At 39.3% G+C, this 21,062-nt stretch carries 25 protein-coding genes; 10 read left to right on the top strand and 15 right to left on the bottom strand.

Annotated elements, in window-relative coordinates; genetic code table 11:
- Positions 1-206: 206 nt before the first annotated feature.
- Complete coding sequence (tsaA, locus tag IGI44_RS09935; RefSeq protein ID WP_438787580.1) at positions 207-671, bottom strand: tRNA (N6-threonylcarbamoyladenosine(37)-N6)-methyltransferase TrmO; 465 nt, start codon at positions 669-671, stop codon at positions 207-209.
- A 61-nt stretch (positions 672-732) separates the two neighbouring features.
- Complete coding sequence (locus IGI44_RS09940) at positions 733-1,548, bottom strand: MerR family transcriptional regulator (protein ID WP_438787581.1); 816 nt, start codon at positions 1,546-1,548, stop codon at positions 733-735.
- Between the two features lie 154 nt (positions 1,549-1,702).
- On the opposite strand from IGI44_RS09940, the gene IGI44_RS09945 reads away from it, so the two are divergent.
- The 5 genes from IGI44_RS09945 (at position 1,703) to IGI44_RS09965 (ending at position 4,642) form a co-directional block, all read left to right on the top strand.
- The gene (locus tag IGI44_RS09945; RefSeq protein WP_438787582.1) at positions 1,703-2,566 is read left to right on the top strand and encodes an SPL family radical SAM protein; all 864 of its coding nucleotides are present in this window, start codon (positions 1,703-1,705) and stop codon (positions 2,564-2,566) included.
- Between the two features lie 81 nt (positions 2,567-2,647).
- Complete coding sequence (locus IGI44_RS09950) at positions 2,648-2,920, top strand: hypothetical protein (protein ID WP_438787583.1); 273 nt, start codon at positions 2,648-2,650, stop codon at positions 2,918-2,920.
- Positions 2,921-2,940: 20 nt separating this feature from the next.
- A complete protein-coding gene (locus IGI44_RS09955) occupies positions 2,941-3,861 on the top strand; it encodes a LacI family DNA-binding transcriptional regulator (protein WP_438787584.1) in 921 nt (306 codons plus the stop codon).
- A gap of 134 nt (positions 3,862-3,995) precedes the next feature.
- Positions 3,996-4,199 (top strand): helix-turn-helix transcriptional regulator, encoded by a 204-nt coding sequence (locus IGI44_RS09960; RefSeq protein ID WP_438787585.1) that lies wholly within the window; start codon positions 3,996-3,998, stop codon positions 4,197-4,199.
- The gene (locus tag IGI44_RS09965) at positions 4,196-4,642 is read left to right on the top strand and encodes a hypothetical protein (protein WP_438787586.1); all 447 of its coding nucleotides are present in this window, start codon (positions 4,196-4,198) and stop codon (positions 4,640-4,642) included. Before IGI44_RS09960 ends, IGI44_RS09965 begins: the two co-directional genes overlap by 4 nt.
- A 39-nt stretch (positions 4,643-4,681) precedes the next feature.
- On the opposite strand, the gene abc-f is transcribed toward IGI44_RS09965, so the two are convergent.
- The 4 genes from abc-f to IGI44_RS09985 form a co-directional block, all read right to left on the bottom strand.
- Positions 4,682-6,178, bottom strand: a complete 1,497-nt coding sequence (gene abc-f, locus IGI44_RS09970; protein WP_438787587.1) for a ribosomal protection-like ABC-F family protein — start codon at positions 6,176-6,178, stop codon at positions 4,682-4,684.
- Between the two features lie 392 nt (positions 6,179-6,570).
- Positions 6,571-7,005: a GFA family protein gene (locus tag IGI44_RS09975; protein WP_438787588.1), complete on the bottom strand. Its 435-nt coding sequence runs from the start codon at positions 7,003-7,005 to the stop codon at positions 6,571-6,573.
- A gap of 133 nt (positions 7,006-7,138) precedes the next feature.
- Positions 7,139-8,029, bottom strand: a complete 891-nt coding sequence (locus tag IGI44_RS09980; RefSeq protein ID WP_438787589.1) for an AraC family transcriptional regulator — start codon at positions 8,027-8,029, stop codon at positions 7,139-7,141.
- Between the two features lie 78 nt (positions 8,030-8,107).
- Entirely contained in the window at positions 8,108-8,605 is a 498-nt protein-coding gene (locus IGI44_RS09985) for a GyrI-like domain-containing protein (RefSeq protein WP_438787590.1), read from the bottom strand.
- Positions 8,606-8,801: 196 nt separating this feature from the next.
- Here IGI44_RS09985 and IGI44_RS09990 point away from each other — a divergent pair, with 196 nt between their 5' ends.
- Entirely contained in the window at positions 8,802-9,776 is a 975-nt protein-coding gene (locus IGI44_RS09990; RefSeq protein ID WP_438787591.1) for a serine hydrolase domain-containing protein, read from the top strand.
- A 36-nt stretch (positions 9,777-9,812) separates the two neighbouring features.
- On the opposite strand, the gene IGI44_RS09995 is transcribed toward IGI44_RS09990, so the two are convergent.
- The 7 genes from IGI44_RS09995 to IGI44_RS10025 all read right to left on the bottom strand — a co-directional run bounded on the left by IGI44_RS09995 (position 9,813) and on the right by IGI44_RS10025 (position 17,283).
- The gene (locus IGI44_RS09995; RefSeq protein WP_438787592.1) at positions 9,813-10,352 is read right to left on the bottom strand and encodes a DUF1697 domain-containing protein; all 540 of its coding nucleotides are present in this window, start codon (positions 10,350-10,352) and stop codon (positions 9,813-9,815) included.
- A 9-nt stretch (positions 10,353-10,361) separates the two neighbouring features.
- Positions 10,362-11,111, bottom strand: coding sequence for a GNAT family N-acetyltransferase (locus IGI44_RS10000; RefSeq protein ID WP_438787593.1), 750 nt, complete (start codon positions 11,109-11,111; stop codon positions 10,362-10,364).
- Between the two features lie 123 nt (positions 11,112-11,234).
- Positions 11,235-12,419, bottom strand: a complete 1,185-nt coding sequence (locus tag IGI44_RS10005) for a PLP-dependent aminotransferase family protein (RefSeq protein WP_438787594.1) — start codon at positions 12,417-12,419, stop codon at positions 11,235-11,237.
- Between the two features lie 109 nt (positions 12,420-12,528).
- Positions 12,529-13,437, bottom strand: coding sequence for a sensor histidine kinase (locus IGI44_RS10010; RefSeq protein ID WP_438787595.1), 909 nt, complete (start codon positions 13,435-13,437; stop codon positions 12,529-12,531).
- Positions 13,424-14,113: a response regulator transcription factor gene (locus IGI44_RS10015; RefSeq protein WP_438787596.1), complete on the bottom strand. Its 690-nt coding sequence runs from the start codon at positions 14,111-14,113 to the stop codon at positions 13,424-13,426. Before IGI44_RS10015 ends, IGI44_RS10010 begins: the two co-directional genes overlap by 14 nt.
- 77 nt (positions 14,114-14,190) lie before the next feature.
- Positions 14,191-14,946, bottom strand: a complete 756-nt coding sequence (locus tag IGI44_RS10020; RefSeq protein ID WP_438787597.1) for an ABC transporter ATP-binding protein — start codon at positions 14,944-14,946, stop codon at positions 14,191-14,193.
- A gap of 18 nt (positions 14,947-14,964) precedes the next feature.
- On the bottom strand, positions 14,965-17,283 hold the full coding sequence (locus IGI44_RS10025) for an FtsX-like permease family protein (protein ID WP_438787598.1): 2,319 nt from the start codon (positions 17,281-17,283) through the stop codon (positions 14,965-14,967).
- Positions 17,284-17,567: 284 nt separating this feature from the next.
- Here IGI44_RS10025 and IGI44_RS10030 point away from each other — a divergent pair, with 284 nt between their 5' ends.
- The 4 genes from IGI44_RS10030 to IGI44_RS10045 all read left to right on the top strand — a co-directional run bounded on the left by IGI44_RS10030 (position 17,568) and on the right by IGI44_RS10045 (position 19,653).
- Positions 17,568-18,008 (top strand): Lrp/AsnC family transcriptional regulator, encoded by a 441-nt coding sequence (locus IGI44_RS10030; RefSeq protein WP_438787599.1) that lies wholly within the window; start codon positions 17,568-17,570, stop codon positions 18,006-18,008.
- A gap of 282 nt (positions 18,009-18,290) precedes the next feature.
- Positions 18,291-18,932, top strand: coding sequence for a DUF3796 domain-containing protein (locus IGI44_RS10035; protein ID WP_438787600.1), 642 nt, complete (start codon positions 18,291-18,293; stop codon positions 18,930-18,932).
- A gap of 3 nt (positions 18,933-18,935) precedes the next feature.
- Positions 18,936-19,139, top strand: a complete 204-nt coding sequence (locus IGI44_RS10040; protein ID WP_438787601.1) for a helix-turn-helix transcriptional regulator — start codon at positions 18,936-18,938, stop codon at positions 19,137-19,139.
- A gap of 220 nt (positions 19,140-19,359) precedes the next feature.
- Positions 19,360-19,653 (top strand): hypothetical protein, encoded by a 294-nt coding sequence (locus IGI44_RS10045; RefSeq protein ID WP_438787602.1) that lies wholly within the window; start codon positions 19,360-19,362, stop codon positions 19,651-19,653.
- Positions 19,654-19,695: 42 nt separating this feature from the next.
- Here the strand turns inward: IGI44_RS10045 and IGI44_RS10050 are convergent, their stop codons facing one another.
- Together IGI44_RS10050 and IGI44_RS10055 are read right to left on the bottom strand one after the other, a co-directional pair.
- A complete protein-coding gene (locus tag IGI44_RS10050) occupies positions 19,696-20,172 on the bottom strand; it encodes a GNAT family N-acetyltransferase (protein ID WP_438787603.1) in 477 nt (158 codons plus the stop codon).
- 16 nt (positions 20,173-20,188) lie between these two features.
- Positions 20,189-20,920 carry a TraX family protein gene (locus IGI44_RS10055; RefSeq protein ID WP_438787604.1) on the bottom strand — a complete coding sequence of 244 codons (732 nt, stop codon included), beginning with the start codon at positions 20,918-20,920 and terminating at the stop codon, positions 20,189-20,191.
- Positions 20,921-21,062 lie beyond the last annotated feature (142 nt).

The raw sequence follows: 21,062 nt of genomic DNA on the forward strand, positions 1-21,062 counted from the left end.
TTGATAATATAGCACTAATACGTCAATTTATCAACAATGAAACATCTCGAATAATTGTTTTATCAGAAAATCATTGAAATTTTCATTATTCTTACTATTTTACTTAGAATCAAAAAAGAACGATCATGTCTATCAATAAAGATAGTCCATGATCGTTCGATTGATTAAGTAAAGAAATTCTCCTTCATTTTGAGTCACCTTCAACTTTATTCAGGAAAATTGAATTCCGCACCCCAGTCAAAATTGCCTGAGCTTTCAAAACTTTGCGGCCAATGCGCGCACCATTCCGGCCCTTGAAAGGTTTCTAGTACATCTGAACTGGCAGTATAAGGTTTGATATCTAAAATGGGACTATCATCCTCTGCATCTAAGTATTCAAGATACACTTTGTTTCCTTGGATACTTGTAATTTTAGCTGCAGATAAGGCGATGGGATTCGGTCTGACAGGTCCGCGTGTCGCAAAAGTTCCTAGTTCTTCTGGTCCATTTGTATATGGCTTACTGACTGTTGTTCCTCTGAGTTCAGGGATATCCAAGTGATGGAACCAATACAAAACATACAGATGACTAAAATCATCCAATCCGATCAAACCATCTTGATATTCTGGCAGCAGTTCTAAATAAACACCCGCATCCGTTTGTTTTACTTTGCCAATTTCCTTCATTTCCATGTGTTAATCCCCCAATTATTTTTTCGAGTCGCGACCTCTAATTAGAAGATAAATCCTCACGCTACGTGAGAGTCAAGGGGATTAATGGAATTTGTAATTCAGTCAAATATTCCTCCGGATTAACTGTGTGCTCTGGGCCAACATGACAAATTTGACGTGTGGCTTTTACCATGTTGAATTCCCGATGTTCCTCCAGCCACTCAGCAAATGCTTGATAGGCTTCTGGAAGTTGATGATAATTCCCTTCAACATATATGACCGCGGCCTGCTCCAATACTGGAAGCTCACGTTTCTGCAAGGGTTCCTCCGCTGTTTTATCCGATATGATAGCGACTTCAACGTCCACTCCCTCTTCTAAGTATTCCTCATCATGGAAAATCGTTAAATTCTTATCAGGTTCGGAAGGATAAGATATGTCTTGCTTTTTTAGTAAGGTCTTAAATTCTTCCCACAGTAGTCCTTCATGATAAAAGCTCTTGATTTTTTTCCTTAAGCTGATGATAGAAAAAGCGGGGATTTTCTTAATTGTCACCTGAAATTTCCCTTTATACTGCATTCGCTGGATCATTTGATGAATTTGCTGCTGACGAAATTGATCTCGTTGAATCTCTTCTTCGATTTCACGATCCTTTTTCAATAACGCAGCCGTGAGGATTTTGGGATCTTCGTGAATCAAGCTCTTTATTTCCTTCAAAGAAAATTTTAACTCCCGTAGTAACACAATCTGTGCTAAAACCTCTAATTGTCTGACTGAGTAATACCGATAACCTGATTCTTCATCAACTAGTTGCGGGTGAAGCAGATCGATCTCATCGTAGTGACGCAGGGTTCGAATCGAAACCTGTCCAAGCTGAGAAAATTCACCGATTTTTAGCAATAAAACACACCTCCACTGCTTATTATACTGATACTTTTGATTGTTATCAGCAAGAAATTATGGGATAATTAAAACGAACGTTTGTTCTTTTCGTTTCTTCCAAACTTTGAAAAAGGATTCTGAATGAAACTAGAATAAAATGGGTGGTGGATTTATGCATTATAAAGAATATAAAACGATTTTATCAGCGAAAAATGGGCTGAATCTTTTTCGCGGCTGTACACATGGCTGTATTTACTGCGATAGCCGAAGTGATTGTTACCAAATCAATCACCCTTTTGAAGACATTGAAGTAAAAGCAAATGCTTTAGAAATTTTTGAACAGGAGCTGCAAAGGCGCCGAAAACCTTGTATGATTGGAACAGGTGCAATGACCGATCCTTACATTCAGTTGGAACCTCGCTTGAAAATTACTCAGGGGGCACTAGAACTGATTGATAAGTACGAATTCGGTGTGGCTATCCAAACCAAATCAGCACGTATTTTACGGGATCTCGAGTTATTACAGTCAATCAATCAAAAGACTAAAGCTGTTGTTGAAATGACCTTAACGACTTATGATGAAGATTTGTGTAAACGCCTAGAGCCCTTTGTTTCGACTACCAAGGAACGATTTGAAACCTTGATGAAGTTTAGAGAAGTTGGTGTACCAACAGTTGTTTGGCTCTCCCCTATTCTTCCCTTTATTAACGATAGCGAAGAAAATCTTCGAGGGCTTTTGGATTATTGTATTCAGGCTGGCGTCAAAGGAATTCTTTGTTTTGGCTTTGGGGTAACTTTACGAGTAGGCAATCGGGAACACTTTTACGAGCAGCTGGACAAACACTTTCCAGGAATGAAGAAAAAATATCAGTTTGCCTTTGGGGATAATTATGTATGCAATAGTCCGAATAATGATCGCTTAATGGCTATCTTTAGTGAAACCTGTCAAAAACAAAACATTCTTTGGAAAACGGAGGATGTGTTTAATTATCTGCATACATTCGAGGATAAACGTGAACAGCTCTCGCTATTTTAAAAAATTAGTGTAAAACGCTTGCTATGAAACTCGTTTCATAAACTATACTTCCTTTGTAAAGAAAAAAAGGAGGAATTTTTTATGAATACGTATGTGAAAGTCCAGCAAGCTGATACACAAGAACATTTCATAGTTTCCCTGCATTTTTCCGAGAACCAATTGAGACTCGTTCGGAATCGTGGATTCAAGCGACCGATTATTGAGAATCTGCAAAGAAATAAAATCAAACATTTACTTATCAGTGACCTGCTAGGTTGTCCTACGATTAGTTTTTTCTATCAAGATCGCCGATATACCTTCTATCAGTGTGGCCCCGCGGTCATTGACTATTTAAAAGAAAATTTAGCTGCTTAAAATAAAGAGGTGTTGTTTCTATGGCAAATATCCGCGATATCGCAAAAATCACTGGCTACTCTGTCTCCACAATTTCTCGTGTGATTAATAATCATCCCTATGTCGATGATGAAAAACGAGCAAAAGTGCTGGAGGTGATGGCAGAGCTGAATTATGTACCAAATCGATCGGCTCAAAACCTGAGCTATGGCAAAACCAAAAATATAGGAGTAATCCTGCCTTTTGTAAACCATGAATATTACGATCAGATGCTCAGTGGGATCATGCAAGCGGCCTTTGACCATGGTTACCAAATCAGTTTACTGCCGACTAATTACGATCAAGAATTGGAAAAGCGTTATCTAGCGGAATTTGCAAAACGAGCCTTCGACGGCTTAATTGTCACCACCAAAGCCAATTCGATCAAAGAATTTTTCGACTATTTTCAATACGGACCGATCATCTTTTGCGAGGAAATTCCTAATGCCGATGTCAGTTGCGTGTATATCAACTTGAAAGAATCCATCAAAACAGGCTTTTCATATATGAAGGAGAAAGGGATTAAAAATCCGGGAATGACACTAGGGAGAAGTAAAAACATTAGTCATAACTCAACATTCTCGATTCGTAGTGCAAAGGAAGTCTATCCTGATTTTGATGAAACAAATATTTTTTGGGATTGCATCGTTGCAGAGGATGGCATTCAAGCTGCTGAATTCTTCAAGAAACGAAAAGTCGATGGCATTCTCACTTTTGGAGATGATATCGCTGCAACAATTTTACAGCAATACCAAACGGAACGTCCCTTAATCATCGGGCGAGAAAACCTGTTAATCAGTGAAGTAATGGGCTTTTCTACCCTCGATCATCATTTAGCAGAATGCGGCAAAAAAGCCTTTGAAGCTTTTTATCATAATAAACACGAAAAGCTCTGCATTCCGTATGATTTTATAAAACGTTAAACCAGCTGAAGCAATGACTCAGCTGGTTTTTCTTTTCTCCTCGTGAAACTAATGGAAAGCTAACTTTACATAAGCGCCAAAAGGGTTTATACTTATAGTATGGAAAGGAAACTTTCCCTAGATGAGGTGATGAAATGAAAAACCGCTTAGAGGAAATGCGCAAAGCACGTGGTATCAAACAGGAAGAACTGGCTGTTTCACTGGAAGTCTCGAGACAAACAATCGGTTCGCTTGAAAATGGCAGATACAATCCCTCAATTCTTTTAGCCTTTAAGATCGCTCGTTATTTCGATGTCAGCATAGAAGATATTTTCATTTACGAGGAGGAAGAACAATGAAAAAATCAATGCTTTATACTGGTTTTGTTTATTTCTTTGTTGGTGTTATCAGCTTAATTGTCGCATTGACAACAGAATACCGACTTGAAGCTTTGCTTTGGGGAATCACTGGAGCGGGAATTGCTACAGGTATCCGTTTGATCGGAAAATATTATTATTGGACGAAACCTAAACACAAAGCAGAGTATGATGCTCGCCTGCAAAATGAAGCGATTCAATTAAAGGATGAACGTAAGGTCATGCTACGAGATAAAAGCGGTCGCTTGGCTTATATAGCTATGATGCTTTTACAATTGATTCTGACTTTTATCTTTTCCATTCTAAGTATGCTTGACTATTTTTACCCATTTTCCAGGTATGCGTGTATCGGCTTGAGCATTCTATTGATCATTCAATATGTCTTTGGAATTGTTGCTTATCGACGTTTGAGTAAATCTTTATAAAATTAACCAGCTGAAAGGAATTCTTCAGCTGGTTATTTCTTAGAGACTGATTATCTTATCGCAAACCGCTTTGACGAAATATTCATCATGCTCGATCAGGATCATTGTTGGTTTAACTTGCTGCAGTACTTCTAAAATTTGCTTTTGGTTGAAAACGTCGAGATAGTTCAACGGTTCATCCCAAATATATAAATGTGCCGGTTGCGACAGAGATTTTGCCAATTCAACCTTCTTTCGCTGTCCCAGGCTCATGTTTTGAATACAATTAGCAAAAACGTGCCGTTCCATTTCTAGTTTTCTCAGGTTGTTTAAGAACTGTGAATAATTCAATCCTTCTTTTTCTGCAAAATCCTCCAGCGTTCCTTGATTGCTTTCATAATTCTGACGGACTCGACTGATTTTTAATCCATTTGCTCGATGAATCGTTCCTTTAATCTCTCCGCTAAATTCTCCTAACAACGCGTCGATCAATGAGGTTTTTCCACTACCATTTTTTCCCGTAATAGCTATACATTCGTTAAGTAATAACTCAAAACTCTTTCCATTGAATAAGTTTTTTCCAGAATAACTTAACGATAGCTCCTCTACGTGCAAAATTCGACGATGATAATTTGGTTCATAGGACATTTTTAGTGCATCCACCGTTTCGATATTTTTTAGCAGCTTTTCCTTCTCACTGATTTGTCCGTCTACTCGTTGAACGATTGCTTTTGAGCGTTTCATCATTCGAGCAGCATCCGCCCCAATTGCTCCGGGACTGACGCGGCGATATTCGGTATCGATAAAGCCCTTTGGTTTATTGGTTTTATCCTTTTCCCGAGAAAAGGACCATTCTGCTTTTTCCTTCGCTGTTTTTTGCAATCTGGTGATTTCCTTCTTCAATTTACTATTTTGCGCCTGTTCATAGGCATCCCGTTGAGCCTTTTGCTCTTCATAAGTTGTAAAATTTCCTTGATAAAGAATCAATTGACTCTTCTCAATCGCTAGAATATGATCAACGGTTTGATTTAAAAAGGTTCGATCATGGCTGACCAAAATATAACCTTGCTGTTTCTTTTGAAGGTATTCTGCAACTTGTTGGCGGCCCTTCATATCCAAATGATTCGTTGGTTCATCGATTAATGGGAAGGAATAATCATCCAAAAATAGCAGCGCCAAAAGGACTTTAGTTTGTTCGCCGCCTGATAACGTTGAGAACGGTCGCCAAAGCACATCTAACTCGCATTGTAACAACGTCAATTCCCGTTCTATTTTCCAAATTTCTAATTCTTCATTTTCTGATAGTACATAATAGGTTAATTGATTGGGATCGTTTATTTGTTTAGGGAAATAAACCATTTCCAATCGGTGATTAATTTTCCCTTGATAGGGAATTTCTCCTCTTAATAAATTTAGCAATGTCGTTTTCCCTCGCCCATTCCGACCAACAAGACCCAATTTCCAATCCGCTGAAATAGTTAATTTTGCATCGTCGAACAGCAGCGTTCCTAATTGATCATACCCAAATGTTAAATGATCGATTGTTATATTTGTCATTATAAACACCTCGCAATGACTTCAAATGAAGCCAAAAAAGACCCAGTTATTCTCGAAAAAACTGGGTCGACGAGCTATTTTTTTAAACAATCGAGCCATCAAAAAATAAGCCTTTCATGTGTAAAAAAGGAATCTCGCGGATTATCCACCAATTTTTCGAAAATCTGCACACTGCTCCCTTAGTCTCCAGAGGTACAGTCTTAATGCAGCTTTTCTACTTCACTGATGAATCAATCATACGTGATCCCTCACTTTCCTTCTAATAATTTTAAGATAGCATGAAAACGTTCTATCGTCAAAATTTCTTAAGATTTTATAGGAGTACTACTAAGGGAGCGTGCCTAAGTTAACTTGCTCTTTGAATAGTAATCATTTCAGTGCCAAATAAAAATTTATTCATCCGTTTCATGAAAATACTTTTCCTGAACCATTTGCATGATTTCGGCTTCACTCAGCTTCTTCGTTTCATTCGCAAAGTCATAATAGGCAGGCTTTTGATCATAATAAACTTCGGTGGTAAGAAGTGCTTCTTCCGAATCATCAAACAAATCAATCGGAATACTATAGGCATCCGTTGGCAGCAAATGATAAAAAAGATTGGCGCCGCAATTCGAACAAAATCCTCTTTCGGCCCATTCCGATGATTGATATCTGCTAATTAAATGCTCAGAATGAATGCGAATATTAGCAATGGTTCCCACTTCAACAGTCAAAAGCGGACCTGATCCCCACTTTCGGCACATTGAGCAATGACAAGCCCCCACTTCGGATTGAAAATCGGTTACCTCAATTGACACTTTCCCACACAAACAGCTTGCTGTTTTCATATGAATTCCCCCTTTTCTCTAGTATAAGAAAAAAGAAATCTACTAACTTGATCTCAGTTGCTATAAAAGCTCGGCTTTACAAACGTAAAGTAAAAAGCAAGAATACTTTACATATCCTTGCTTAAAAATTGATTTACTTTTCAATTGGCAACCAAATTTCTAAACAGGCCCGATCCTCCAAAGACACATAAGTTTCTAATTCTGGTCCATCAATTTTTTGATACTGGGTTTGCGGCAGCCAAGTATTAAATATTTGCTGCTGCAATTGATAATAGGCGCTTGAAACATTTTCCGTCTGGCGATAATCATAAGGATCACTGACAAAGACAGCATAGGTCTGCTTAGGAATAACCAGCGTGGGATAGTCAGTCGAAGCGCCTTGGTTCAAAACAAACCCAGTAAAATAGTTTAAATAGCTGGACCTAGCCGGCTTGGAATTGGCTATAGCAAAGTAAGGTGCTCGTTTCAATCCAAAAAAGTTTTTACGAGTCGCCTCACTTTCGGCAAACGTTCGTAACTGCTGATCGCCAAAGAATTGCTCCCATTGCTTTCCAGTCTTGGAGAATAAATCCTCTTCTAACTGAAGCTCCTCCATTTTACCAACAACCGTAAAGCTTGGCAGTTGTTCAATATGATAATTCAGTGTTTTCCCACCGTTGATCTGAATGTCTAAACGAATTGGTGGAAAAAAATTGATTGTAGCGTTGATCCTTTTTGCCTGACTCGGTGTGATTCCATGAAATTTGGAAAAGGCCCGATTGAAGGCTGAACGGTTGGCATAGCCGCATCGCTCAGAGACCTCATCAATCGGAATTTCTTGTCGTAATAAGTCCACCGCTTCGGAAAGCCTGCGATTACGTAAGTAGGTTGAAAAAGAAAAACCCGTTAAATAAGTAAAAAAGCGATGGAAGGTATACTCTGAAAGCAAGGCCTTTTTCGCTAATTCTTTTAATGAGATTTCTTCAAACAAATGATTTTCGATATACGCCAAGGTAGCTGAAAAACGTTCAAGGTCTTTTGACATGAAACTCCTCCTGTAAATTCTCTTTCTTAAGCATAGCATATCTAGGAGAAGCTGCTAACCATTACTTATTTCTCTCAATTATTTTTTGCGCACCGGCACCCAAATCTCAACCTCATCGCCTTGACCATACACTTCCAAATCTGGTCCACTAGAAGTCATATCGCCTGTCGCATACCCGGTGTTCAACAATTCATAGCCTGTTGCTTGCGTTGCCCATTGAGTGACAATGGCAAATTGAGTTTTTTCGGAAGTCGCTCTAGTACATGGAAAAACCGCCCACGTATTTGCCGGCACCTCAACTTCGATTAACTCAACAGGTGTGTCACTAGTCGTAGCGACAGCGATGTAATAGTCAAATTTTTTGCTATCCATCTTATCAACATTGTAAAAACTCGCTCCAATCAAGCCATAAGGTTCATGGTTGATCAATGGCAGCAGTACCTCATGCTTTCCCGAAGACAGCACTTCATTCCAAAATGCCGGACAATCCTTCATCCCCTGCTGTTTTTCATTAGTGGACGCTTTTTTGAAGCCCGCTAATTTAAAAGTCTCTAACTCAACGATTCGATGTTCCATAACTAATTTCTCCCTTTCTTTTCTTCACTATAGCAAAGCATTCTTGGTTTCCTTTTATCCTTTTTGAAGCAGAAAAAGAGAAAAGCATAACTAGAAAGAAGAAACGATTCAAAGAAATTTTAAAATAACACTTGATTATGATTTTTAATGATATTACTCTAACTATAGAAGGCGCCTTCGGAAATGGAGGAAAACAATGAACGAAGAAAAATTCAAAATCATTCAACAAAGGATCGAAAAGGACTATGAGAACATCACAGGGATTATTATACAAAAAAATAACCAGCTAATATATGAACAGTATTTTAATGACTGTAATGCTGCAAGCAAGATCCATGTCTATTCAATCTCCAAAAGTATCCTTTCACTATTGATTGGTATTGCTCAAGAGCAAGATGCTATCGGTGAACTGGATCGTCCAATTTTAGACTACTTTCCGGAATTTCAACCGAAGGATGCCAACCTGAAACAGATTACCTTAGAAAATTTACTGACGATGACCACACCGTATAAATACAAAAATGGACCATTAGCTTATATAAAGTATTTCACTAGTAAAGATTGGACCAAATTTACTTTAAAGCAGCTCGGAGGAAAACAGCCGATCGGACAATTCAACTACACCCCTTTAATCGGACCAGACCTTTTATCAGCGGTTTTGGCTCGTTCAACCAATCAGAGCGTTTTGGAATTTGCCCAGAAAGAATTGTTTACTCCACTAGGGATCGATGTCGCAAACTCAATTCAATTGAAATCTGCCAGAGATCAAACGAAATTCAATCAATCAACTACCGCTAACGGCTGGGTGGAAGACACTACTGGCTTGAATGCCGGCGGATGGGGCCTAACGCTTTCAACCCGTGACATGACTAAAATTGGCCAACTGATCTTAAATCAGGGAAACTGGGAAAATCAACAGCTGATTACAAAAGACTGGTTGGAGAAGATGCAGCAAAAACACAGTCACTGGGAGCAAGAACATCTCGATTACGGATATCTATGGTGGATCATCGATCCTACTAAGCCAATCATCGCAGCTATGGGCGATGGCGGTAACGTCATTTACATTGATCATGAGCAACAGCTGGTCATTGCCATTACCGCTCTTTTTAAAGAGAATGTCTATGATCGAATCGACTTTATTCAACAAACTGTTTTACCGTTAATATAAAGAAAAAATCAAGCAGCCGCAAAACTGCTTGATTTTTTATTTACTCATTGCTATAAGTTTTTTGACAGTATTGGCGTTACGGATTGTCACGTGATGATTGACAGTGGAACTGGCGATTTTTGACCAGCGAGCTTTATTAAACGTCTTTCGCGGTGCAGACCAGAAAATCACATTGTCATGATGTGCGATCTTTTCGTACTCAGGCTTTATTTCTCCAACCGCCGCAAAAACTTCTGTCACTGTCATTGGCGAGATCATAAATATTGCATAATGGATCGTTTCTGCTGCTTGATCCCACCAATCAGGCGCGTGTGTGATTGCTTCAGCCAATTCATCAACTGCAACAATAGCTACTGAAATGTTTAAATCAAAGTGTTCTAGTATCAACGCTTCGCAACTATCGATTAATTTCTTTCTCTCTTGAATATCACTAGAAAAAAGAACATTGCCGCTATTGATATACGTTGTAACCTCAGTGAATCCTCTTTTCTCAAAAGCAGCACGTAATTGCGGCATCGCGATTTTGTTCCTGCCACTCACATTAATTCCTCGTAACAAGGCAATATATTTTACCAATTCATTTCCTCACTGACTCGCTAATAATTTTTTCAAAACATTCTTATTCAGCATATGCACCGTCAAAAACTTTCCTTGATAATAAACCGCCCAATTGTTAAAAACACCGGGCAGCTTTTTAGCTTTTTCTACGCTGTCTACCGGAATCAAGTTTAGAGGAAGCTGCTCCTCTTCACAGTATTCCGCTACCTCCTTCAAGCCATGAGGAATAAACGGGCACTGCCGACCATAGAAAATCGTCAATTCTTGATTATCAATGGTTTGTTTTCTCGCCGTCTCTGAAAATGCCGGTACCGTACCATCAAAGGATAGTGCCAATAATTGGTAGCCGCCCTCAATCTCATCGACGACTTTGAAGCCATTTTTTTCCATGAACTTTTTATCCGATAAAAATGGTGATTTCTTTTTGGCACTGATGACACAAATGCCGGATTTCTTTTGACGTTTCGCATCCTCAATACAATAGTTCAATAAATTTTTCCCATGACCTTGTCCCTTAAAGCTGCCGGAAACCCATAAACAATAAATATGCAGATAATTCTCACCAATCACCGGTACCCATGCTGTTTCTAAAGGCGCATACTCGATAAATACTTTTCCGTTAGCATCCAGCTTGCGAAAAACATGACCTTCTGACAACTGCTCACTGATCCAAGCTCTTTTAGTGTCTACGCCCTCTTGGTGCTTCTTACCAGAAATCGCGCAGCATAAATGCTCACTTGCTACATTTTCCGCCGTAAGATTGACATACTCACCCATCAAATCCCTCCCTTAGCTTATTACTTTAAGTATAGCATGAAGCGATCTTTATCCCTCCTCATTATTTTTACTTTTCATAACGTTCTTATAAAAAAATCCCTCTCGAATGAGAACTCTGTCTTGTTATTTGGCCAACTCCTCATGAACCAGTTCTCCTAAAATTTTAAAGCCAATTTCAATATTTTCTTCATTCATACATGAAAAATTCAGGCGCATCGTATTGTATCGAGGGTGCTCCGCATAAAACGATTCCCCGCTGACAAAGGCCACATTGCGTTCCAAGCTTTTCTCCAGCAAAGCGGTTGTATTAAGCGGTTCCGGAAGTTCTAACCAAATGAATAAACCACCTTCAGGACGAGTATAATGCGTATTTTCGGGAAAGTATTTTTTGATTGCCGAAATTGCAGCGTCTCGTCGTGAGCGATAGGCCTGAATCAGCCGAGCAATATGCGCATCTAGATCATTCTCCTGAACAAATTGAACAATCTGCATTTGGGTGAAGGTATTGCATTGCAGATCCGTACTTTGCTTAATTAGTACCAGCTTTTCAATTACCTCAACATCAGCCGCGATCCAACCCAGCCGCAAACCGGGACACAGAATTTTTGAAAAACTGCCGGTCCGGATAACATTTTTACTTTCCGGAAAACTAAACATTGGGAGTGTAAATTCCCCCGAATAGCGTAATTCCTCATAGGGTGCATCCTCAACAATCGCGACATCATAGCGATTAGCGACCGCTAAAATTTGTTTTTTTCGTTCCAATGACCAAGTTTTGCCAGATGGATTCTGAAAAGTCGGGATCACGTAGAGCAGTTTAACATTTGGTGTTTCTTTTAAAAGACGCTCTAAATCACTAACGATCATTCCGTCTTGATCCGTTTGAACCTCTAAAACCTGTCCCTCGAAAGTTTTGAAGACATTCAGTGCCGATAAGTAGGTGGGGCTTTCACACAAGATCACATCACCTTTATTGATTAGCAGTTTTCCTACTAAATCAAGAGCCTGCTGCGAACCGTGGGTGATCAACAGATTTTCTTCGGTCAGCTTTGTTTTGATTCGCTGATTTTCTCGTTCGGCAATCCATTTTCTCAACGGTTGAAAGCCTTCAGTTGTGGAATATTGTAACGCCTTTTCGCCATGCTCTTTCAGAACAGTTGCACTAACTGCTGCCATTTCTTCGATTGGAAAAAGTTCTGCTGCAGGTAATCCTCCTGCAAAGGAGATAATATCGGGCCGTTCTGTGATTTTTAGTAGTTCACGAATTTCTGAGGCATGTAGGTTTTTCATTCGATTCGCATATTTCATATTTAATCTCCTTTTAATTTTCTTCCCATTTTACCGTAAGCAGTATTCAATGTATAGTAAACAAAAAAACAGAAGCATCCTCTGCCTCTGCTGTCAATTCGTTTTTTCCTTAAAGTGTAATCACAAACTTCTTCGTAAAATCCTCATCATCTAAAAGCTCGATCGAAAAGCCATGCTTCTCAACAATCGCCTTAACGATTGCTAACCCTAAGCCGCTGCCTTGAAAAGTTCTTTCCGTTTCATTCTCACTGACAAAAGGCTGGAACAGCTGCTCCCGATTCTTTTGCGGGATAGCTGTCCCGTTATCCGCAAAGCTGATTTTTACAGTACCATCTTGTGGAATGCAGGAAATTTTCAGCTTGGTGCGAGACGGATTATGCTTGCAGGCGTTTATTAAAAGATTATCAAAGACTCGCCGAAACTCTCGCTGATCAATCTTTCTGATAATCGGTTCATCAGGAATCGCTAATTCCAGCTCAATTTCGGCAGCTTCGATCAAGTCATAGTTATCGGCTATCGCTTCTCTTAATAAACGATTGACGGCCCACTCTTGTTGATTTAAAGAAAAGTTTGCGGAATGCAGCTTGGTGTATTGAAACATCAAATCCAATAATTCGTTAGCAGTCACCGATTTTTGATAAATAATCCCCGACACTTCCTTGATTTCCTCTGGCTCAACGACCTCTTCGTTTAGGGCTTTCGAAAACCCTGTTATGCTCGTCAGTGGTGTTTTTAAATCATGGGCAATGTTGGCAAACAAGGTACTTTGTTCTTTGGCGAGTTTTTGACTTTCCTTGCCAATTTTTTTGTTTAGGCTGCGGTAAAATAGAAATGAAAAAAGAACGATAGCTAACACCTGAAAAACACCGGCAACGATTGGCGTAACTGTTTGGAACTGATTCTTGAATACCCAAGTATCCATTTCCTTCGTCAGTTCCTCAATCAAATCCCCAACGATTGAGAGACCAAAAAAGTATAGAACAAAAGAACGCATAATCGCATTTCTAAGTTGTTTCATGAGAGCCCTCCAAACGATAACCTAATCCTCTGATCGTCTTGATTCGATCCGCGCCGATTTTTTCTCGCAGCTTGCTCATCATCACGCGAACATTGTTATCGCCAACTAATGGATCTTGCCAACCATGCTCATAGATTTGTTCCTTTGTAAACACACGCCCAGGCTGCTCCATTAAGAGCTTCAGCACTCGAAACTCAACCGCGGTCAGTTCGATAGCTCGCCCAGAAATATAGGCGGTACAAGCATGTGTATCCAATTCAAGCGAGCCCACGTGTAATCGTACATTTCGAGCCTCGTTAGAAACGCCCAATGAATGGTACCTTCTCAAAAGTGCCTTGACTCGCGCGATTGCTTCATGAGGATCAAACGGCTTGGTTAAATAATCATCCGCCCCGATTTCCAAACCAAAAATTCGATCTGATGCCTCCACTCGAGCGGAAATAACTAGGATTGGAAGGTTATTGGTTTTCCTGACAGTGCGAATCAATTCAAAGCCATCAATCTCTGGCATCATGATATCAACGATCAGCAGATCAATCTTCTGAACCGCTAAAATGGCTAACGCTTCACGACCGTTGGCAGCTTCATAATGAGTCACCTCTTCGCTTTTCAAATACATTTTTAGAAGCTTGATGATTTCCTTCTCATCATCCACATGTAAAATATGATAGGTCACTAGCTGCCACCACCCTTAGTTAATTATTCGTCAACACTCATTTTATCATAGTCCATGATTCGATAATCCTTCTGTTACTAACTTTCCGATGCTAACACTTTTTCATTAATTTTTTCCATTCGCACCTCAAGATTTTCGCCAGTGTATTCTCCCAAATAGAGATTGTCTGTGATTTGTCCATCCTCCATGAAAAAGACCTGTTCACTTTGCGCAGCTACTTTAGCATCATGGGTAACGATCACGATCGTTGTGCCTTCGCGATTGATTTTCAAAAAGATACCCATTATTTCTCGCGCTGCTTTGGAATTCAAAGCACCCGTTGGTTCATCGCCGAAAATGATGCTTGGCTGGCTCATTAATGCGCGGCAGATTCCAGCCCTTTGCAGCTGCCCACCGGAGACCTGTGTGATTTTTCGATCCTCTAGATTTTGGATACCAACTTTTTTCATCAGCTCTTTGGCTCGTTTCGTTAGTTTGTCCATTTGTTTTCTCGCGCCTATGCTGGGGAGAATAATGTTATCGATTAATGATAGGTTTTTTAGCAATGTTGGCTGTTGAAAAACAAACCCCATTTGCTCGCGCCGAATATCGGCTAGCTGCTTTTCAGACAACGCTGTGATGTGCTGCTGATTAAACCGGACAGTTCCAGAATCAATCCCATCCATTCCGCTGATGGCATAAAGCAGTGTTGATTTCCCCGAACCAGAAGGTCCCATGATTGATACAAATTGTCCCTGCTGAATTTGAATAGACACTTGATTTAAAACAGTCACTTGCTCCGTTCCCGTACCAAAGCTTTTAACAATAGCGGTTCCTTCAATTAAATTATCCATTGTTTTCTCCGTCCTTTTCTAATCCTTTAGATTTTCTGCGATATCAATCTTGCCAGCCTGTGCTGTAACTACTTTCGTCGCAATGATAGTGGTTGCCAGCATCAAGAGTGGACACCCTAAGTAAATCAAGAGACTGCCTTTTAATTGGACACTAACGCCCCCCAATGCCACAGCAATGAGTCCAGACATCCCTTTACCAACAGACATGGCTAAAAATGTTCCCGTCACTAGGCCAATGAGTAATACCGTTAAGCTACGAGACAGGTATTGGTGATTGATCCGCTGATTCGTAAAGCCTAGTGCCTTCAACGTGGCGATCTCCTTTTTATCCTTCACCAATAATAATTTCATGAATAAGGAAGTGATCAGTCCAGTAATCAGTAGCGCCACCAATGATGAGCCTAGAGCGATCAGCAGTATGGACTGAATCGTTGAACCGAACGTTTGGTCTCGGTATTCCCGCGCGTTATTCATTTTGACAAACGGCAGATCTTTCTTATAGTGAGTCATTTTTTTCTCAGTTTGCTCTGAATCCTTTAATTTGATATAGATATCCGTCCAAATACTTGTTGCTTCCTTATCCTCGAAGATTGCTTTCGCCGTTTTACCGCCGTTAAAGACATTGGCATAGATTCCGCAGACTGTGAATCGCTGCTCTTTTCCATTACGAATCAAGACGAGTGAATCGCCGATCTTTTTGTTGTATTCTTCTGCATTGATCGTTGAGAGGGCTAGCTCGTTTCGTTTCTTCGGTGCTCGTCCCTTCAAATAATCCACTGGAAATTTTTGATGATTACCTAGTTCAACCGATAAAACATTTTCAGTCGTACCAGCAGCCTTTACAGCAAAATTCTTCGTGACAATTTTGCTAAAGTCTGCGACATCTGGGTCCTGTTCCAAATAATCTGTCAGTTTCTTTTCATACTTCACGTTATTGGTCGACTGATACAAGCTGGCACCAATATCCACCTGATGACTAAATCCCATGTTCTCCACAAAGTCCTCTGAAACCGTTGTATGATAAACTAGCGCCGGAACAATCATGATAAAGGTCGATAAGATAAAAACAAATAGCATTGTGACATACATCTTTTTGCGGTTCATAATATCAATGATTCCCAACCGTGTATCGACAGAAAACAGTGGGCGTTTGCGAAGATTGACCTGTGTTTTCGTGTTGATCTTCTCATTCGCAGCGCTAAAACGAATCGCCTCCACCGCGGAAACCTTTTTGAAACGATTCAACAAGCGATAAACATAACCAATAATTAACAGCATCACTGCAATGACTCCAGCAAATGCCAAAAACCAGCTTAGTCCTTCATTCGCACTTTCCCCCATAAAAAGCTTAATATTTTTCAACAATAAATAACTTAACGGTACAGAAAGCAAATAACCTAGCAGACTACCTAAAATGGAAAGTGCTGCATATTTAGCTAAGTAGATTTTCTTAATCTCCTTGATTTGCAGGCCAATGGCTTTCATGACACCGATTTCTCGATAATCTTCTTCAATTTTTGCCAACAAGGTAAAGCGAATACACATAAAGGTCATCAGTACGACCAGTAGGCTAATCAACAATAGAATGCCAATCAGAACCCCATCAGACATTGCATTTCCTAGTTTGAATAAGCGATGTGACCCACTGGGGCCGTTAACGCCTATCTCTGCTTTTTTATAAGCCGCTTCAAATTGATTTAGCTTACTAGGGTCCTTCAAACGAAATTGAATGATATATTCCAAGCGCCCCTTTGAAAAAAGGGCATCGTAATCCTTTTGATGCAACAGCAAACGTTTCGAACCAGCCATCTGTGAATTCATTGTCCCGTCTCGTAGAAAACCAGTAACCGTAAATTCTTTTCCAGCAATCATTGCCTTGTCTCCGACTTTAGCAAAGCCTTGTTTTTTGAAAGCAACAGGGACATAAAGCTCACCGGGCTTCGGCTGAATCGGACGATTTTCCATGTCCACAAAGAAATCTAACTTTTTATTTTGGACGGCAAGACCGTTATCCTCCACACTATCTGCAAAACTGTGCCCGCCAATCTCAATGTCCGTTCCGCTCAGGTTTAAAAATTCTGAGGCCTCATAAGCAGACACATTCCCATTATTCTTTACAAATTTAGCTAACTGCGCGTTATCTAAATTCCCGGTATGCATTTGCATATAATGGGGAGACTGTGTTTTCTCCATCAGTGTATCGATCGAACCTGACAGATTCACACTCAAAATCATTGCCAATGCCACTAACACAGCAGCTATGGTGACAAACATCGTCGTTGTTGCCGTAATTAATTTGCTCTCGCGGATATCATTTTTGATTATTTTCCAGTACATATCACTCGCTCCCAACCCTTATGTTGTAAAGCAACTATAACGAATTAAGCTTTCTGGAATGTACACGAAGTATTAACCCAAGATTAAATTTTTCCCTTTTAAGCGACCATATGCCAAGTAAACTTCTATTTAACTTTCCGATCGTTAAGTTTTTAACGTAATTACTTAACAAATGGAAAGTACCAAATCTTTTTAATTTTTGACCTTAAGTTGAATTCGAATTAGACCTAGTTGTTTGATAGCATAGAAGTTGTACGATACTACTCAAAAAAAGGAGCAGCTCTATGGATAAAATAGATTTAGCAATTCTGGATATTCTAAAAAAAGATAGTCGAAAACCTTCAAGTCAAATTAGTGAGATAGTAGGATTAACCAAGCCAGCAGTAACCGAACGATTAAAAAAATTGAAAAGCTCTGGTGTGATCCAGCAATACACGATCAAAATTGATCGAACGCATTGCGGGCAATCCCTTCTTGCCTTTGTTTCAGTCAAAATCGATCGGACAGGCAACACCAGCAACTTTAAAAATACGATTGCAAACTATCCCTGTGTCTTGGAATGCCATAAGGTTACAGGTGAATACGATTATTTATTGAAGGTTGCAACAGCAGATATTCCTCAATTGGAACATTTTCTATCGAAGAAATTAAAACAAGTTCGCGGGGTTGGTGAAACAAAAACGATCATTACCTTAGAGAATTTGAAAGAAGAAATGAATAGCTGATTCAGAATAGACCGTTCAAAATGAACGTATTCCACTAAAAAACTTACCAAAGTAAAGAACTCATGATTGTTTCCTTTACAATCGCTCCCTCGGCTTAAAGTAATCCTTTAACAGGTATTGGATCTCTCATCAGCATACCCGTTAGAACGCAAACAGTTAAATGAATGAGAACCAGTCGAACCAAAAAAGTGACTTATTTATCTCTTTTCTATTGATTTTCTTTTTTTATGTGATATATTTATCTCATAAAGAGACAAAAACATCACATTGGAGGAGTTTAAAATGGAAAAGAAAAAAATAAAACAATTGGTTTTAACAGGGATTCTTTGTGCGTTGGTGTTAGGGGCAGCCTCCGTTCATTCAGTTTTATTCAATGATAGCCGCTTAATAAAACCGACAGTGGTTTCAGAATACGTCTTTCAAATCAACGATCTGCCTATGTGGATCGCTCTAGTTCTTACAATCGTCTATGTCCTTTATTTAGCAGGAACAGTTTTCACGGCAATCTGGCAGAATAAACCCTTGGAAAAAAAGCGGACGAGAAAGATTCACCCTCTGTTAGGTTTACTTGGTTTTGCTGGTTTTTTTGGCTTTTTTGGTTTTTGGACCTATAGCCAAGCAGGCATTATTTCGCCGTTTTTCTTCTTTATCTTTTTCGGATTTTTTGGTTTCTATTTTGAAGGAAAATTATCCGATACCTTAAAGGATGAGCTCTATGAGGAAAATGAAAGAAAAGCGGAATTAAAGGCGTATAAAATTGGTTTTGTGCTATTATTTTTAGCCATTTGGGCAATCGCTCGCGGCATGCTGTCTTGGAATCTTGAATGGTGTGCGATCTTTATGTTAAGCTCAATGTCACTGATTTATGGCATCGTCCTCTTTCTCAGCAAGTATTTTTTATATCGATTTGAAACCGAGGCTTAGATAATGAATGTAAAATTTGAATGTCATTTAAAAAAGTACCGTATGTTAAAAGGACTGACTCAGGAGCAGTTGGCCGAATTAGTCGGGGTTCGCCGCGAAACAATCATGCGCCTAGAAAAAGCTCAGTACAATCCTTCGCTAAAGTTAGCGTTGGATATCGCAAAAGTTGTCGAAACACCAGTTACAGAGCTATTCATTTTTGAATAAGAAAAGTACAGCCAAAGCATCGGACTATTTGGCTGTACTTTTTAATTTATTGACTACTTTATCAAAACAGATTAGCCTTTTCGCGTATATTCTGGAAAAAGAAAATGCCTCCTCGCGATCCTTGTTTATCTCCTATTACTGTAAACAATCATACTTAAGTTGGACGACACCAGTCTTATTTTTCGTTAAACTAGAGAAAATGTTAGAGGAGGAGACGGTGTTGAAAAAATCTCGAAAAGAAAGAATATTCGATCAAAACTTTACAAATGAAAAGCCTTCAGCGAAAGAACTTTCTATTATAAAAGTTGAAAGAGGAAAAACGTTCTTCTTCGCTTCGTCGATCCTTTCAACAGCATTTTTTCTAATGCTTTTTTTGATCAGCAAAATCTTGAATTTGAATCTTGATTTTAGTGAATTTCTAGATAGTGCCTGGCTGACAGCAACACTCCTTATTGCTTTCATTCCGTGGCTATTCTTTTCTCTAATCGACAACTATCGAATGATTTCAACCTAAAAACGACAAGCAATCAAGTTGAACTTGATTGTTTGTCGTTTTTTAATTCAACAGATAGACCATGATGTATTCCTCTTCGTTTTCAGCAGCAATTTCAAAACCAACATGCAAATACATACTCAGTGCGTAATTGTCTTTTTGAACGGCTAAAGACGTTTTGGTATAGCCTTCTGTTTTTAATTTTTCTATCATTGCTTCCATCAACGCGGTTCCAATCCCCTGTCCACGATATTCGGGCAAAAGCGAAATCGCAAATTCAGGTGTTTGTTCATCAATCGAGCCAAAACCGGAAATATTTCTGACCCAAACTGCTCCAACGACTTTGTCATTCATCTGGGCACATAAACAACGATCCGTTTGATACTCGCCAAAACCGCGAATGTAACACTCAATATCCGGGTCATCAACGATTGATCTAGGAATAGGATTTGCTGGATCACGTTGATAAATCGCCTGATACAAAAATTCTCTCAAAAGCGGATACTCTGAGACGTTCATTTCTCGAATGAAGTAATTCATAGACACCTCCACTAATCTACTGAATCAGCATGCGAATCATTGCTAAACAAACTAGATGTATCGGATAAAACCCATAAAATCCCCATTTTACCCATTTAGGCGAATAGCCTCTCTCCCCATTGTAAGCGAAAAGCAAAGGAATGACCATTAGTGCACCCAAACCAGTAAAGACTTGATAGAGCGGAACCGCTTGACTGTCAGTGAAATACATTAAGGCAAACAAAAGTGTTAAGAAACCTGTTGTATATACAATCGGCAACCATATTCCCACTTTTTTTCCTCTCCATTTATAAAAGCCAAAAATCATTAGCACACCAACTAGAGACCAGTCAGATACGGCAGTTATTAGTGAGAAGAAAAGAACCAGCAGCCTTCTTAAAATAGGCGATGTTACTTTTTCACAGGCCATCATCAACAATAAGCCCATTAGTAAGGTAAAAAAAATATTATTGACAAATTCAATTGGTCGGAAGGAAGGATTGCTTCCAAAAAGCATATAAAAAGGATAAATCGAGACCAGCCAAAATAGGGCCATTCTACCTGCGTACTTTTTACGATCGCGGGTATAGTAGGATCCTTCAACTAATAAATAGGCCATAATTGGAAAAGTCAATTTCCCAATAAACTCAGTCATGAAAAAGAGAACACTCGAATGTTCATAAAGGCTAAAACCACTGCCGACGTGATTTAGCAGCATTGCCAAAATCGCAATAACTTTCAACTTAAAGCCGTTCATAGATTGAGTCATTTTACACTTCCTTTTTTACGTAATAAATTCAGTATGCCATCACAAACACGTGAAGTCTTCTCCGTTAGTAGAATATTTCACAATCTTTTTTCTAAAATATTTTCAGATCAGCTTTTTTCCTTTATACTGATAGTATCAATCG

Origin of the sequence: Enterococcus sp. DIV0756 (assembly GCF_051710745.1) — a bacterium.
In the GTDB taxonomy this organism is placed as follows: Bacteria; Bacillota; Bacilli; order Lactobacillales; family Enterococcaceae; genus Enterococcus_A.